We start from the raw sequence: 14,626 nt of genomic DNA on the forward strand, positions 1-14,626 counted from the left end.
CTCGCACGGCTGAAAAGACTGCGCTGGTGAGAGGACGGTCGGGAGCATTCCGATTTGACCGACGCCGAGATTCAGTCTGTCGATGGCAAGATTCTGTTCAAGGAACAGGAAGCTTGGCGAACGGCTTACGGCCAGCTCAAACAGGAGCTCGCGACGCGCGAGCACATCGACAACAAGCCCTGAGCGCTATCGACCCGCCAGTTTCTTCGCGCGGCGCCGCTGCACCGAGCTGCCGATCCCCGCGGCCTCGCGATATTTCGCGACCGTGCGGCGCGCGACATCGAAGCCGCGCTCTTTCAGCAGCGCCACCAGCGCATCGTCGGAGAGGATCTTCTTCGGGTCCTCGGCATCGGTCAGCCCCCTGATCGCGGCCTTGACCGCCTCGGCGCTGGCGCCTTCGCCGTCCGATGACGACACCCCGCTGGAGAAGAAATACTTGAGTTCGAACGTTCCGCGTGGGCAATGGAGGTATTTGTTCGAGGTCACGCGGCTGACCGTGCTTTCGTGCATCTCGATCTCTTCGGCTACCGTGCGCAGGGTCAGCGGCTTCAGTTCGGACACGCCGCGGCGGAAAAAGCCGTCCTGCGCTTTCACGATGGCGCGCGCGACCTTCAGGATCGTCTTCTGGCGCTGGTCGAGCGCCTTGATCAGCCATTTCGCATCGGCCAGCTTTTCCGAAAGCCACCCGCGAGAATGTTTGTCCGAGCAATCCTGTTTCAGTTCGAGGAAATAGTCGCGATTGACCACCAGGCGCGGCAGCGTGTCGCGATTGATGCGGATTTTCCAGCCACCCTCGTCGCTCGGCGCGAGCAGCACGTCGGGCACCACCGGCGCGCTCGCCCCGCCGCCATATTGCAGGCCGGGTTTGGGGTCGTAGCGGCGCAATTCGGCCAGCATGTCGGAGAAATCGTCCTCATCGACATTGCAGAGCTTGCGCAACCGCGTGAAATCGCCGCGCGCGAGCCAGTCGAGGTGATCGATCAACCGCGCCATGCACGGATCGTAGCGATCGGCTTCCCTGGCCTGCAGCGCCAGGCATTCGGACAGCGAGCGCGCCCCGACCCCGGTCGGATCGAGCGTCTGCACCAGTTCCAGCGCCTGTTCGGCCTCGCTTTCGCCGACGCCGAGCAGTTCCGCCACTTCGCGCAGCTTGATCGAAAGGTATCCAGCCTCGTCGATCGCATCGACGATCGCGTGCGCGAGCAGGGCTTGTCGCTCGTCGGCTGCGACCGGGCCGATTTGCGCGTGGAGATGTTCGGCCAGCGTCGGCCCGTCACCGCTTTCGTTTTCGAGGCCCGGCAGATCGTCGGCACCGGCCGCGCTGCCCGATGCTGCCGACCAGTCGCCGGTATCGTGATCGCGGTCGAGCGCGCTCTCGTCGATGTCGAGCGCACCGCTATCGCCATCCATCGCATCGGCATGGTGTTCTTCGGGGGCGGGCGCGTCCTCGCCGGAATCGGCTTCGCGCCGCTGGTCGCCGACATCGAGCAGCGGATTGCTCTCCAGCGCATCGCCGACGAAGGTCTCGATTTCGAGATTGGACAGCGCCAGCAGCTTGATCGCCTGCTGCAGCTGCGGCGTCATCACCAGCGATTGCGACTGGCGAAGGTCCAGGCGCGGCCCGAGAGACATCGTTACGTCACAACTCGAAGTTCTCGCCGAGATAGAGGCGGCGCACGTTTTCGTCGGCGACGAGCTCTTCCGGGCTTCCGGCGAACAGCACCTGTCCGCCATAGATGATGCAGGCGCGATCGACAATTTCGAGCGTTTCGCGCACGTTGTGATCGGTGATCAGCACGCCGATCCCGCGGGTCTTCAGATCGGCGACGAGATCGCGAATGTCGCTGATCGAGAGCGGGTCGATCCCGGCGAAGGGTTCGTCGAGCAGCATGATCGAGGGCTTGGCCGCCAGTGCGCGAGCGATTTCGCAGCGGCGGCGTTCGCCGCCCGAGAGCGCCATGGCCGGGCTTTCGCGCAGGCGGGTGAGGCCGAATTCGTCGAGCAGGCGTTCGAGCTCGCTGGCGCGTACTTCCTTGTCGGGCTCGACCAGCTCGAGCACGGCGGCGATGTTTTGTTCGACCGTGAGCCCGCGAAAGATCGAGGTTTCCTGCGGCAGGTAACCGAGACCAAGGATCGCGCGGCGATACATCGGCAGGCCCGTCACATCGATGCCGTCCATCAGGATGCGCCCGGCATCGGGTTTGACGAGGCCCATCACCGAATAGAAACAGGTCGTCTTGCCCGCGCCATTGGGGCCGAGCAGGCCGAGCACTTCGCCTTTGCCGACGGTCAGGGAGATGTCCGAGAGGACCTGCTTCTTGTCGTAGCTCTTGGCGATCGAGACCACTTCGAGCCCCCCTTGCGGGATCGGCTCGGCAGCCTTGGCAGGCGATACGTCTTCTGATGTGGCAGGCATTTCCATCGCTGTGCCATAGCATTCTGCGCGCGCTGTTCCACCCCCGTCGAAACCGTTTGGCAGGCTTCGTGCATGGCCCGTCGAGACGGCGCGCCGGGACAGGCGCGTGGCCATGCGTGCAGAAATGCGCACGGCTGCGGTCGCAATGTGGTTGCGGTCGGCCCCGGTTGGTGGTTTACTGCGCGCTTCGGCACTGGGGAGAGACCGACATGGCGCAAGCGCTGCACGAAGAGCATGAAGGCGAGCAACAGCGGAGCCGTCCGCTCGATTGGCGCAAGAAGATGAGCGATCATATCGCTTACGCGCTGCTGGTTTACACCGCCCTGCAGATCTTCGTGACCGTCGAAGCCATGACCGCGCCGGGCGCGTCGATCGCGCCCTATCTGGCGCTGGCCGTGCTCGTCGCGCTCGTCATTCCCGCCTGTAAGGCTTACGAATCGTGCTGGATGAAAATGAACGATGCGCAGGCGGCAGACCCGGCTTACGAACCGCGCTATCGCAAGTCGGTGATCGGTTTGTGGGTGCTCGCGATCGGTTTGCCGCTGGTTCTGGCAGGCGTCTTCAAGGCGCTCGACACGCTGATCTGACCATTCGCTATATCCTGACATTACTGGCCGGATTGCTCGCCCTGTGGACGGCGCCGGCGGCTGCGCTCGTCCCGAGTGCCGGTTCCGCGACCGAGAGTACCCCTGCTGCAACGCCTGCCACCACGCAGGAAATCGATGCAGAGGCCGGCGCGGAGAACGATGCGGCGATCGCTCGCCGCCTGCGTGGCATCCTCGCCCAACTGCCGGCTTTCGAAGACGTGTTGATCGATGTCAGCGAGGGCGTCGTCGTCCTTTCGGGCACCGTGCCCGACGAGGCGGACAAGGCCCGCGCGGAGGAGATCGCGGCGCGCATCTCCGGCGTGGTGACGATCGAGAACCAGCTGGAGCGCGATCTGTCGGTCGATCAGGCCGGCGGGGCGATCGATTCGCTGGCCTCGAAGCTCGATGGTCTGCGCGCGATGGCGCCGCTGGCGGGAGTCGCGCTGCTGGTGGCGATCGCGATCGCCGCGTTCGGATATTTGCTGGCCGGGCTGACCGGCTTGTGGCGGCGGATCGCGCCCAATCCGTTTCTCGCCGATCTGATCGCATCCGCGCTGCGCTTCGTGTTCGTGATCCTCGGGCTGGTGATCGCGCTCGACATGCTCGGTGCCGGCGCCTTGCTCGGCGCGGTGCTGGGCGGAGCGGGCGTGATCGGGATCGCGCTCGGTTTCGCGATGCGCGACACGATCGAGAATTACGTTGCTTCGCTGATGCTCAGCCTGCGCCAGCCCTTCCGAGCCAACGACCATGTGGTGATCGACGATCTCGAAGGCCGCGTGATCCGGCTGACCAGTCGTGCGACGGTGCTGATGACGCTCGAGGGCAACCATTTGCGCATTCCCAACGGGCAGGTCTTCAAGGCGGTGATCGTCAATTACACGCGCAACCCGCAGCGGCGGTTCGAATTCCAGCTCGGGATCGATGCTGACGACGATCCCGATGCCGCACGGAGGGTGGGGCGCGAGGCGTTGGCGGCGCTTCCCTTCGTGCTGGCCGATCCGGCTCCCGAGGTACGGACGGTCGAGGTCGGCGATTCGAACATCCTGCTCGCCTTCCTCGCTTGGGTCGATCAGTCCGATACCGACTGGCACAAGGCCAAGAGCCGGGCGATCGGCGCGGTCAAGAAGGCGGTCGAGGACGCCGGGTTCGCGATCCCCGAGCCGATCTACCGTCTGCGCTTCGATTCGCGCACTGATCCACTGCCGATGTCGCAGGTTGGCGAGGGCAAACCTGCGCCCCAGCCTGCCGCTCGAAAGCCAGCCACACCGGCGCCGACCGCCGAAGACGAGGACGTCACTCCGCAAAACGAGATTGCCGAACTGGTGGAAAAGGAACGGCGCACCGACACCGAGCCGGACAAGGACCTGCTCGATGACGGGCGCCCGGTCGAGTGAGGTCGATCGCTCACCCGGCGGCGGGTGAGCGATCAGGCCAAGCCTAGATCAGGCAGGAGCGTTCTTCGATCTCGATTGCCATCAGGTTCCGTCCCGGATAGCGGGCGGATTCGGTGGTGAAATCGCAATAGGTGATATCCCAGCCTGCCAGCTGCCGGGGCTGGAGCCAGTTGGTCGTGTCGTAATAGCGCACGATCATCAGGTAGGGTTCGGTGGGATAGGGCGGGTCGCTTGGATCGGCCATTGCACTTGGTGCGGCCAACAATGTGGCAGCGGCTGCCACGGCAAGCATAAGCTTCTTCGACATTTGATCCTCCTGCTGCTGCGACTTCGTTCGAAGCCGGTGAAATCATAGGCTGAAGACGGCAGGAGTCGAATAGAACCGGAATAGACCAGAAAATGGCATGAAGTTGTCGTGACGTGAAATGAAACGGGATGCGGCTGCCGTGAAGTTTCCTCCACGCATTCGCATCCCGTCATTTCGAACAATCATCGATCCGCTGTATGTTTTGTTACAGCGAATCGGATCGTTTGATGTGGTATTATTGCTTGGCGCGCTCGATGCTTTCCAGCACGATCCGCTTGGCTTCCGCGGCATCGCCCCATTCGCCGACGCGGACCCATTTTTCGGCTTCCAGATCCTTGTAGTGGGTGAAGAAGTGCTCGATCTGCTGGAAGATGATCGAGGGAAGGTCCTTCGTTTCGCCCACGTCCGAGTAATAGGGGAAGGTCGTGTCGACCGGCACGCAGATTAGCTTTTCGTCGCCGCCATGCTCGTCTTCGAGGTTGAGCACGCCGATGGGGCGCGCACGCACCACGCAGCCCGCGATGAAGGGGCTTCGTGCGATCACCAGCGCGTCGAGCGGGTCGCCATCGGGCGACAGTGTGTGCGGCACGAAGCCGTAGTTCGCGGGGTAGCGCATCGGCGTGTGGAGGATGCGATCGACGAACAACGCGCCCGATTCCTTGTCGAACTCGTACTTCACGGGTTCGCCGCCGGTCGGCACTTCGATGATGACGTTGAGGCTTTCGGGCGGATTGTCGCCGGTCGGGATCTTGTCGATGCGCATTATTTCGTTTCCGTCAGAGGTTCGAGGAGGCGGTCGATGGAGGTTTCGCCGCTCTGGGTTTTTTCGAGATGGGGGTATTTCAGACCGCCGTCATAGGCGATGTCGACGGTCCGATAGCGTCCGCCGCGCTCGAGCAAAAGTGTGATTTTTCCGGCGTCCTTGGCGGCGGTGATCGCGTCCTTGATCCGGTCGCGCGAATATTCGAGCCCGTTGACCGCGACGATACGCGAGCCGTCGACGATATCGTTCCGGAAGGCGATCCCGTTCCAGATGATGTTCGAGACCTCGCCGGTTCCGTCGACGCCCATGCCGAGCGAGTGGCGCAGATCGATGCTCTGGCTCGCGCCTTCGACCTGCTTTTCATACGCGTTGGGTTCTTCGCGGTAGACGATCTGGTAGCCGCCCTTCTCGATCCCTGCGACCGGCGCGGGCTGGCCTGAACGGCGCAGGCGGGTGGTGAGGAAACCGGCCCAGTCATAGGGCGCGACGGCGTTGAGCGCCGCGACCACGTCGTCGAACGTGTAGGTTACCGTGCCCCAGTCGCCATCCTCGATCCCGAAGAAGCCGCGTGCGAAATCGTTCAGCGATTTGCGCCCGTCGGTCAGCTCGCGGATGGTCATGTCGGCTTCGAGCCAGACCAGCGATCCTTCGACGTAATAGTCTTCCGAGCGCTGCCAGCTGTCGAACGGCTTGGCCTTGCGCGCGGCGATGATCGGATCGTGGGTCGTGTCCTCGACCGAACGCCATTCGCGACCCGGCTCCAGCGCATAGCCGGCGGCCGAACGCGCCCAGCTGCCGAGCGCAAGATCCTTCGATTGCAGGCCAGAACGGACCGCCAGGATCGTATCCCAATAGCTGGTCTGACCTTCATAGACCCACAGCAGATTGTCCTGCATCGGCGTGCGGTAGTCGGGCGTCCAGAGGAGAGCAGGACGGCGGAACTTGCCGTTCCAGCTATGCGTCATCTCGTGCGGCAGCAGGCCGCGTTCCCAGCCATTGTTCTCGTAATCGGTGAAGTAATCCCTGGCCCTTGTATTCTCCGAGCTGCGATGGTGCTCCAGCCCGATCCCGCCCAATTCGTCGGTCAAACCAAGCAGGAATTCGTAACGATCGAAGTGTTTCGATCCGAACAGCGCGATCGCTTCGTCCACCAGGCGGCGGTGCTGTTCGATCTGTTCGGGCGTGGCTTCGAGATATTTGGGCTCGTCGGCCCAGACGTTGAGCGCCACGTCCTGACCGAGATCGAAGCGCTTGTAATAAGGACCGGCGAACATCGGGCTGTCGACCAGCGTTTCATAATCGGTGACGCCATAGGTGATCGTGGTGGCGTCGTCGTTCCGGGCGGTGGTACCGCCATCGAGCGCGGCCACGCCGGTCCATCCCGCGGGCAGGTCGATCGTCGGCTGCACCGGGATGCGGCGGGTGTAATAGCCCGCCGGGTAGAGCGAGACCTGTTCCCACTGCACATTCATCATCGCCGGCGTGATGACGATCCGGCCCTCATTCCCCTCGAGCGGCGAGACGAACTGGAATTCCACGTCGAGCTGCGACACGCCCGCCGGCACGTCGACGGCGAAGGCATAGACATCGAGCGGGTCGCGCACCCATTCCAGCTTTTCGCCACTGGCGCGGATCACCAGTCCGGCAAGCTCCGAAACGGCGCCGCGCGGAGAGTGCTTGCCCGGCAGCCATTCGGGGTAGAGGAGCGTCATCGGCCCTGCACCCGTTACCGGGATCGTCTGTTGAACGCGGAAGATCCGCCGCCCCACATCGGTCGCATCGACATGCAGTGTCATCGTGCCCGGATAGGCTTCGTCGCGCGGCAGCGGGGTAGAATCGTCGAGGGCAACAGCTGTTGGCTGGGCGGTCGCTGCGTCCTGCGCGATGGCGGGACTGGTTGTAAGGAGGAGGGCGGGGAGGAGGGCGGCGATGAAGGATGAGGATTTACGCATGGCGCTTCCTTGGCGGGTTTCGCCGATAGGGTCCAGTGGTTAGCCACGCCTCTGGTTGCCGGACTTTCATTGCCCTCCCAATCCGGCTAATCGCGCGCCATCATGGCAGACACACCCCAGCCCATTCGCGGAACCCAGGATATTTTCGGCGCCGATGCCGAGGCCTTCGGATTCGTCGTCGAAACCTTCGAACGCGTGCGGCGGCTCTATCGCTTCCGCCGCGTGGAAATGCCGGTCATCGAAAAAACCGGCGTGTTCGCGCGCTCGCTCGGCGAGACGACCGACGTGGTCTCGAAAGAGATGTACACGTTCGACGATCGCAGCGACGAATCGATCACCCTGCGGCCCGAATTCACCGCCGGGCTGGTGCGCGCTTTCGTCACCAACGGCTGGCAGCAGCATGCCCCGCTGAAGCTGGCGACGCATGGGCCGCTGTTCCGCTACGAGCGCCCGCAAAAGGGGCGCTATCGCCAGTTCCACCAGATCGACGCGGAAATCATCGGCGCGGGCGAGCCGCAGGCCGATGTCGAGCTGCTGGCGATGGCCGATCAATTGCTCAAGGAACTGGGTATTGCCGACGGAATCACGCTCCAGCTCAACACGCTGGGCGATGCCGCAAGCCGGGACGCCTGGCGAGATGCGCTGGTCGGGCATTTCGAACGCGTGAAGGACGAATTGTCCGAAGACAGCCAGGATCGCCTGAGCCGCAACCCGCTGCGCATTCTCGACAGCAAGGACCCGCGCGATCGCAAGCATGTCGAGACTGCGCCGGTGATCGACGATTACCTGTCGGACGAGGCGGAAGATTTCTTCGGCGCGGTCACAACCGGGCTGAATGCCGCGGGCGTCGAATGGACGCGCGCCCCGCGCCTTGTCCGTGGCATGGATTACTACCGCCACACCGCGTTCGAATTCGTCACCGACCGGCTCGGCGCGCAAGGCACCGTGCTGGGCGGTGGCCGCTATGACGGGCTGGTCGAGCAATTGGGCGGCAATGCGACCCCGGCGGTCGGCTGGGCAGCAGGCATCGAGCGGCTGGCGATGCTGGTGGCCGAACGCGACGAACCGCACGCCGATTTCGCGCTGGTGCCGATGGGCAGCGACGCTGATCTCGCGGCGACCTCGATCTCGGCCGATTTGCGCCGCGCGGGCCACACGGTCGAGCTTGCCTATCGCGGCAATATGAAGAAGCGCATGAAGCGCGCCGACGAAAGCGGGGCGGGCTATGCGATCATCATCGGGGACGACGAGCTGGCCGAAAACGAAGCCACGGTGAAAAACCTCCAGAGCGGCGAGCAACAGCGTGTCGCGCTGGGCCGCCTGGTGGAGCATTTCCGCGCGTAGCATTCTTATCGCCCCGGCCTTGATCCGGGGCCGGTGCTTTCTTTGACGCCGCGCTGCAAGAAAAGCATCGTCCCGGATCAAGTCCGGGATGACGAATGAGAGATTATTGCCTTTGACCATTCCCGCCGAACGCCTCGACCAGATCGCCAACCGTTTCGCAGAGCTCGAAGCGCGGATGGCGAGTGGCACGCTGGAGGGTGAAGAGTTCGTTTCCGCGAGCCGCGACTATGCCGAGCTCGAGCCAGTTGCGAAAATCGCCTCCGAAGTGAAAGCGATGCGGGCTGAAATGGCAGATTTGAGCGAGCTCGTTTCCGACCCGGAAATGAAAGCGCTGGCCGAGGAAGAGCTTGCCGAACTGAAGGCGAAACTGCCCGATGCCGAGCGCCGCCTCGCCGCCGCGATGCTGCCGCGCGACAGCGCCGATGCCAAGCCTGCCATGCTCGAAATCCGCGCCGGAACGGGCGGAGACGAGGCCGCGCTGTTCGCGGGCGATCTCTACCGCATGTATGAAGGCTATGCCGCCGAGCGTGGATGGAAGGTCGAGCCGGTCTCGATGAGCGCGTCGGATGTCGGCGGGTTCAAGGAAATCGTGGCGAATGTGAAGGGCACCGGCGTGTTCGCCAAGCTCAAGTTTGAAAGCGGCGTTCACCGAGTGCAGCGTGTGCCGGTGACCGAAAGCGGTGGGCGCATCCACACTTCTGCTGCGACGGTGGCGGTGCTGCCAGAGGCCGACGAGGTCGACATCCAGATCGACCCGACCGACCTCAAGATCGATACCTATCGCGCCAGCGGTGCGGGTGGCCAGCACGTCAACACCACCGACAGCGCGATCCGCATCACCCATCTGCCGACCGACACGGTCGTGACCTGCCAGGACGGACGCAGCCAGCACAAGAATCGCGAAAAGGCGATGCAGGTCCTCCGCGCACGCCTGTTCGAAAAGCAGCGCGATGCGCTCGAAGGGGCAGAGGCCGAGGCGCGTAAGGCGATGGTCGGTTCGGGGGATCGTTCCGAACGGATCCGGACCTACAATTTCCCGCAAGGCCGCGTGACCGATCACCGCATCGGGCTGACCTTGCAGAAATTGCCGCAGATCCTCGAAGGGCCGGGTCTGGCCGAGGTGATCGACACCCTGATCGCCGAGGACGAGGCGAAGCGCCTCGCTGCGATGGAAGAGTGACTGTCGCCGAGGCGTTGCGCGATGCGACCGCGCGTCTCGCCGACAATGGCGACACCGCGCGGATCGATGCCGAAATGCTGATGGCGCACGCCCTGGGCATGTCGCGGTCGGACATGTTGCTCAAGGCGATGCGCGATCCCACCCCTGCCGATTTCGCCGACATGGTCGAGCGGCGCGCAAGCCATGAGCCGGTCGCCTACATCGTCGGGCAGAAGGAATTTTACGGTCTCGATTTCACCGTGCGCCCCGGCGTGCTGATCCCGCGCGGCGATAGCGAGACGATCGTTCGGGCAGCGCTCGATCGAGCGCCGCGTGCTCGCCGCGTACTCGATCTCGGCGTCGGCAGCGGGGCGCTCTTGCTGGCGACGCTGTCCGAAATGCCGAAAGCGGAAGGGGTGGGAGTCGATGCTTCGCCGGTCGCCATCGACGTCGCGACAGGCAATGCACAATCGCTAGGGCTGGGCGATCGGGTCGATTTTCTTCGGGCAAGCTGGCGAAACATCGGATGGCGCGACGCGCTCGGCCGGTTCGACCTCGTCCTGTGCAATCCGCCCTATGTCGAGGACGACGCCGCGCTCGATCCCGATGTGCGCGATTTCGAACCGGGCGAAGCGCTGTTTGCCGGACGCGAGGGGCTCGACGATTATCGCCTGCTGCTGCCGCAGCTCGCCTGGTTGCTGGACGACAGCGGCGTGGCGGTGTTCGAAATCGGCTATCGGCAGGCCGATGCAGTTTCCCAGATCGCCGCGGGAAATGGCTTCGAGACCGAGTTGCGGCGCGATCTCGCCGATCGGCCGCGTGCACTTATCCTGCGCCGAATACCATAAGGGCTTGGCAAGGAGGGTAAGGCACGCTACCCCGATAGTCGTTTCGGCAGAGACCCACGGGTTGGCCGGACAATGCCCCTGACCAGAATTGCATCTCTCGCGCCCGCTCGGGCTCGTGCACAGGTCAAGAAAGTCAACGGGACGGGCCCGCGCGAAGGTCGCGCGGGAGGCATGGTCGGCAATGCCGACGCCATTAGGGAACACGAATCCTTGAGCAATAATCGTGGTAACAATCGTCGTCGCGGTCGCGGCGGCAATCGGTCGCAGAACAACCAGTTTCCGAACCGCATCGACAGCCGGGCGCGCGGCAATGCCGCCCAGCTGCTCGACAAGCATAAGAAACTGGCCAACGACGCGCAGATGAACGGCGATCGCGTGCAGGCGGAATACCACCTGCAATTCGCCGATCACTATTTCCGTGTCATCGCCGACAACAAGGCGCGTCAGGACGAGCAGCGCTCCAAGCGCGACGACGATCGCGATTCGAAACCGCAGAACCAGCGCGACGACAATCGTGACGCGAAGCAGCAGAACCAGCAGCAGCGCGACGATAATGACGACGATGACGATGGTCAGGACAATCGTCCCAAGCGCACCCGTCGCCCGCGCAAGAGCGAGGGCGAGGAAGCGACCCAGGGGCGCGAGGCGGCCGAAGGCAAGGACAGCGGCGAAGAGGAAAATCCCTTCACCCGAAAGCGCCAGAGCAAGGCTGCCGCGAAGGCTCCGGCCAAGCCGCGTGCGCCGCGCAAGACGAGTGCCAAGGCCAAGTCTTCGGACAACGACACCAACGGTCTCGATCCGAGCGCGCTGCCGCCGTCGATTGGCGACGATGCGGGCGAGGATGCACCCAAGCCGCGCCGCCGTACGCGTCGCGCCGCGGGCGACGATGCCGCCGAAGCGGTAGGCTAAGCACGCAGGATGGGCTCGCTGCAGCAGCGCGCCCGGACCGGCGCCGGCAGGCTGGCGGGTTTGCCGGCGGCCTATCCGCGGCTCGCATCGCTGGCCTCGGGCGCGCTCGCCGCGCTCGGTTTCCAGCCTTACGGATTATGGCCGCTCGCCCTCGTCGGGCTGGCAATTTTCGTCGCGGTCGTTTCCGCTGCGCCGACCTGGCGCTCGGCGCTGGCACGCGGCTGGTGCTTCGGCTGGTCGCATTTCGCGCTAGGCAACAGCTGGATCGCCATCGCCTTCACATACCAGGGCAATATGCCGACCTGGCTCGGCGTCGTCGCGGTCTTGCTGCTTGCGGTCTATCTCGCCGTGTTCCCGGCATTGGCCGCGCTCGGCGGCTGGTGGCTGGCAGGGAAGAGGCGGCGCGCCTGGCCGATGGTCCCCGCGCTGGCGGGAAGCTGGATCGTTGCCGAATGGATCCGCAGCTGGGCGTTTTCGGGCTATGCCTGGAACCCGCTGGCGATGATCGCGCTTGGCCCGTTCGATCGACCGGGTCTTGCCGGTCTGTCGTCATTCACCGGAACGTACGCGCTGTCAGGCGTGGTTCTGGCGCTCGGCGGATGCTGGTGGCTGGCGACGCGTAAGGCGGACCGTCGCCTCGCGATGGTCATGCTTGCGGTGGTGCCTATCGTTGTACTGGTCTGGGCATTCCCGGCCCCCGAACAACACGAAGGGACACTGCGCTACACGCTGGTTCAGCCCGACATCCGGCAAGAGGTGCTCAACGAGCGCGCGTTTTTCGAAGAGAATTTTGCCAAGACGGCATCGTTGTCGCTGCCCGAGAACATGGAACCGAGGCTGGTCCTGTGGCCCGAATCGGGGATCATGGATTTCCTGCGTGAAGGCTATCCGTACCGCTTTTACCTGCGCTTCAACTATCTCGCGGATCCCCTCGCCTCGAAGCGGCGCATCGCGCGGGTGATCGGCGGCAATTCGATGCTGCTTTCGGGCACGCAGGATCTCGAGATCGACGATGGCACGCTGGTCGGCGCGCGCAATTCGGTGACCGCGCTCGACGGAAGCGGACAGATCCGCGCGAGCTACGACAAGTCGCACCTCGTGCCCTATGGCGAATACCTGCCAATGCGTCCGGTGCTCGAGCCGCTGGGCCTGTCGCGGCTGGTGCCGGGCGCGGTCGATTTCTTCCCGGGCCCCGGGCCTCGTACGCTCGATCTCGGCCAATATGGCAGGGCCGGGGTGCAGGTTTGCTACGAGATCGTGTTCAGTGGCGAGGTCGTCGATCGATCGGACCGGCCCGACTACATCTTCAACCCGTCCAACGATGGCTGGTTCGGCCCCACCGGCCCGCCGCAGCACCTCGCTCAGGCGCGAATGCGCGCGATCGAAGAGGGGCTGCCGGTACTGCGCTCGACCACCACCGGGGTCAGTGCCGTCATCGATGCGCACGGCATCGTCCGCAAGTCCATACCCCGCCATCGGGCCGCGCGGCTGGACGGGCTGGTGCCGCCTGCGGGAGCGCCTACCTGGTTCGCGCGTTTGGGCAATTGGCTGGCGCTCGGATGGGCGCTCGTATTTTGCGTAATCGCGCTTGTTGCCAGTCGCCGCGGGCGGGTCTAGGACAGGTCGCACATAAAGCTTTCTTTATATGAGGTTGTAATGCGCTCCGACTACCTGTTCACGTCCGAAAGCGTTTCCGAAGGCCACCCGGACAAGGTATCCGACCAGATTTCCGATGCGATCGTCGACCTGATGCTGTCGAAAGACCCCGAATCGCGGGTCGCGTGCGAAACCATGACCACCACGCAACTCGTGATCCTGTCGGGCGAGATTCGCTGTGCACCGATGTATGACGAAAACAATGCTGATTGGGCCGAGAATGGCGGCTGGGCCCCGGGCGCGCGCGACGAGATCGAACAGGCCGTGCGGCGCATTGTACGCGATATCGGTTACGAGCAGGAAGGCTTTCACTGGGAAACGCTGACCTTCGAGAATCACCTCCACGGACAGTCGAGCGAGATCGCGCAAGGCGTGGATGCGAGCGGCAACAAGGATGAAGGCGCTGGCGACCAGGGCATCATGTTCGGCTTTGCCTGCGACGAGACGCCCGACCTCATGCCGGCGACGCTCGATTACAGCCACAAGATCCTCCACCGCCTCGCCAAGGATCGCAAGAGCGGCGCCGCGCCGTTCCTCGAGCCCGATGCCAAGAGTCAGCTCACCCTTCGCTATGAGAACGGCAAACCGGTGGAATGCACCGCAGTCGTGGTCTCCACCCAGCACGCCAAGGGATATGACGAGGGCGAAAAGGAAGCCGAACTCAAGGCCTATGTGAAGAAAGTCGTCGGCGAGATCCTGCCCGCAGGCTGGATCACCGAGACGACCGAGTGGCACATCAATCCGACCGGGGCGTTCGAAATCGGCGGTCCCGATGGCGATGCCGGGCTTACCGGCCGCAAGATCATCGTCGATACCTATGGCGGGGCAGCCCCGCATGGCGGCGGCGCGTTCAGCGGCAAGGACCCGACCAAGGTCGATCGCAGCGCGGCGTATATCACGCGTTATCTCGCCAAGAACATCGTCGCGGCCGGTCTGGCATCGCGCTGCACGATCCAGCTGGCTTATGCGATCGGGGTGTCCAAGCCGCTGTCGCTTTATGTCGATACCCACGGCACGGGGACGGTCGACGACGCGGCGATCGAGGATGCGATCCGCGGAATCGAGAAACTCGGCGGCCTGACCCCGCGCGGCATCCGCATGCATCTCGGCCTCAACAAGCCGATCTATCGCAAAAGCGCCGCCTACGGCCATTTCGGTCGCGACGTCGATGGCGACCACTTCCCGTGGGAACGTACCGATTTGGTGGACGATCTGAAAGCCGCCTTGGCCTGATCGCATCGATACTGGAAACGAAAAGGGCGGCCCCCACGCGGGAGCCGCCCTTTTTCTT

General features: G+C 64.1%; 14 protein-coding genes. 9 read left to right on the forward strand and 5 right to left on the reverse strand.

The genetic code is table 11. From position 1 onward, the window contains the following. The first annotated feature begins 54 nt into the window (after positions 1-54). Positions 55-183: a hypothetical protein gene (locus tag GRI68_RS13920; protein WP_267902108.1), complete on the forward strand. Its 129-nt coding sequence runs from the start codon at positions 55-57 to the stop codon at positions 181-183. 3 nt (positions 184-186) lie between these two features. On the opposite strand, the gene rpoN is transcribed toward GRI68_RS13920, so the two are convergent. Together rpoN and lptB are read right to left on the reverse strand one after the other, a co-directional pair. Beyond that, entirely contained in the window at positions 187-1,632 is a 1,446-nt protein-coding gene (gene rpoN / locus GRI68_RS12800; RefSeq protein ID WP_160617635.1) for an RNA polymerase factor sigma-54, read from the reverse strand. Positions 1,633-1,639: 7 nt separating this feature from the next. Beyond that, positions 1,640-2,416: an LPS export ABC transporter ATP-binding protein gene (gene lptB, locus GRI68_RS12805; protein ID WP_160617636.1), complete on the reverse strand. Its 777-nt coding sequence runs from the start codon at positions 2,414-2,416 to the stop codon at positions 1,640-1,642. Between the two features lie 209 nt (positions 2,417-2,625). Between lptB and GRI68_RS12810 the strand changes: the two genes are divergently transcribed. Both GRI68_RS12810 and GRI68_RS12815 read left to right on the forward strand, forming a co-directional pair. Beyond that, a complete protein-coding gene (locus tag GRI68_RS12810; protein WP_160617637.1) occupies positions 2,626-3,003 on the forward strand; it encodes a hypothetical protein in 378 nt (125 codons plus the stop codon). Between the two features lie 32 nt (positions 3,004-3,035). Continuing rightward, positions 3,036-4,397 (forward strand): mechanosensitive ion channel family protein, encoded by a 1,362-nt coding sequence (locus tag GRI68_RS12815; protein ID WP_234028803.1) that lies wholly within the window; start codon positions 3,036-3,038, stop codon positions 4,395-4,397. A 43-nt stretch (positions 4,398-4,440) separates the two neighbouring features. Here GRI68_RS12815 and GRI68_RS12820 read toward each other — a convergent pair whose 3' ends face one another. The 3 genes from GRI68_RS12820 to GRI68_RS12830 all read right to left on the reverse strand — a co-directional run bounded on the left by GRI68_RS12820 (position 4,441) and on the right by GRI68_RS12830 (position 7,419). Further along, a complete protein-coding gene (locus GRI68_RS12820; protein WP_160617638.1) occupies positions 4,441-4,704 on the reverse strand; it encodes a hypothetical protein in 264 nt (87 codons plus the stop codon). A gap of 235 nt (positions 4,705-4,939) precedes the next feature. Then, a complete protein-coding gene (gene ppa, locus GRI68_RS12825) occupies positions 4,940-5,467 on the reverse strand; it encodes an inorganic diphosphatase (RefSeq protein ID WP_160617639.1) in 528 nt (175 codons plus the stop codon). Continuing rightward, complete coding sequence (locus tag GRI68_RS12830; protein ID WP_160617640.1) at positions 5,467-7,419, reverse strand: M61 family metallopeptidase; 1,953 nt, start codon at positions 7,417-7,419, stop codon at positions 5,467-5,469. Before GRI68_RS12830 ends, ppa begins: the two co-directional genes overlap by 1 nt. A gap of 102 nt (positions 7,420-7,521) precedes the next feature. On the opposite strand from GRI68_RS12830, the gene hisS reads away from it, so the two are divergent. The 6 genes from hisS (at position 7,522) to metK (ending at position 14,568) form a co-directional block, all read left to right on the forward strand. Continuing rightward, positions 7,522-8,763: a histidine--tRNA ligase gene (gene hisS, locus GRI68_RS12835; protein ID WP_160617641.1), complete on the forward strand. Its 1,242-nt coding sequence runs from the start codon at positions 7,522-7,524 to the stop codon at positions 8,761-8,763. Positions 8,764-8,875: 112 nt separating this feature from the next. Further along, positions 8,876-9,943, forward strand: coding sequence for a peptide chain release factor 1 (prfA, locus tag GRI68_RS12840; RefSeq protein WP_160617642.1), 1,068 nt, complete (start codon positions 8,876-8,878; stop codon positions 9,941-9,943). Next, positions 9,940-10,770 (forward strand): peptide chain release factor N(5)-glutamine methyltransferase, encoded by an 831-nt coding sequence (gene prmC / locus GRI68_RS12845; RefSeq protein WP_160617643.1) that lies wholly within the window; start codon positions 9,940-9,942, stop codon positions 10,768-10,770. Before prfA ends, prmC begins: the two co-directional genes overlap by 4 nt. Before the next feature lie 210 nt (positions 10,771-10,980). Next, positions 10,981-11,679, forward strand: a complete 699-nt coding sequence (locus GRI68_RS12850; protein WP_234028804.1) for a DUF4167 domain-containing protein — start codon at positions 10,981-10,983, stop codon at positions 11,677-11,679. Positions 11,680-11,688: 9 nt separating this feature from the next. Next, positions 11,689-13,296, forward strand: coding sequence for an apolipoprotein N-acyltransferase (gene lnt / locus GRI68_RS12855; protein WP_160617645.1), 1,608 nt, complete (start codon positions 11,689-11,691; stop codon positions 13,294-13,296). Between the two features lie 39 nt (positions 13,297-13,335). Further along, entirely contained in the window at positions 13,336-14,568 is a 1,233-nt protein-coding gene (gene metK / locus GRI68_RS12860) for a methionine adenosyltransferase (protein ID WP_160617646.1), read from the forward strand. The last annotated feature ends 58 nt before the right edge of the window (positions 14,569-14,626 follow it).

It is taken from the genome of Alteriqipengyuania halimionae (assembly GCF_009827575.1).
GTDB lineage: Bacteria > Pseudomonadota > Alphaproteobacteria > Sphingomonadales > Sphingomonadaceae > Alteriqipengyuania_A > Alteriqipengyuania_A halimionae.

What these genes read in the sequence shown, in the direction of transcription:
- GRI68_RS12820 (WP_160617638.1), bottom strand. Translation starts at nt 4,704, where the DNA reads ATGTCGAAGAAGCTTATGCTTGCCGTGGCAGCCGCTGCCACATTGTTG.
- rpoN (WP_160617635.1), bottom strand. Translation starts at nt 1,632, where the DNA reads ATGTCTCTCGGGCCGCGCCTGGACCTTCGCCAGTCGCAATCGCTGGTG.
- metK (WP_160617646.1), top strand. Translation starts at nt 13,336, where the DNA reads ATGCGCTCCGACTACCTGTTCACGTCCGAAAGCGTTTCCGAAGGCCAC.
- ppa (WP_160617639.1), bottom strand. Translation starts at nt 5,467, where the DNA reads ATGCGCATCGACAAGATCCCGACCGGCGACAATCCGCCCGAAAGCCTC.
- lnt (WP_160617645.1), top strand. Translation starts at nt 11,689, where the DNA reads ATGGGCTCGCTGCAGCAGCGCGCCCGGACCGGCGCCGGCAGGCTGGCG.
- hisS (WP_160617641.1), top strand. Translation starts at nt 7,522, where the DNA reads ATGGCAGACACACCCCAGCCCATTCGCGGAACCCAGGATATTTTCGGC.
- GRI68_RS12830 (WP_160617640.1), bottom strand. Translation starts at nt 7,419, where the DNA reads ATGCGTAAATCCTCATCCTTCATCGCCGCCCTCCTCCCCGCCCTCCTC.
- lptB (WP_160617636.1), bottom strand. Translation starts at nt 2,416, where the DNA reads ATGCCTGCCACATCAGAAGACGTATCGCCTGCCAAGGCTGCCGAGCCG.
- GRI68_RS12810 (WP_160617637.1), top strand. Translation starts at nt 2,626, where the DNA reads ATGGCGCAAGCGCTGCACGAAGAGCATGAAGGCGAGCAACAGCGGAGC.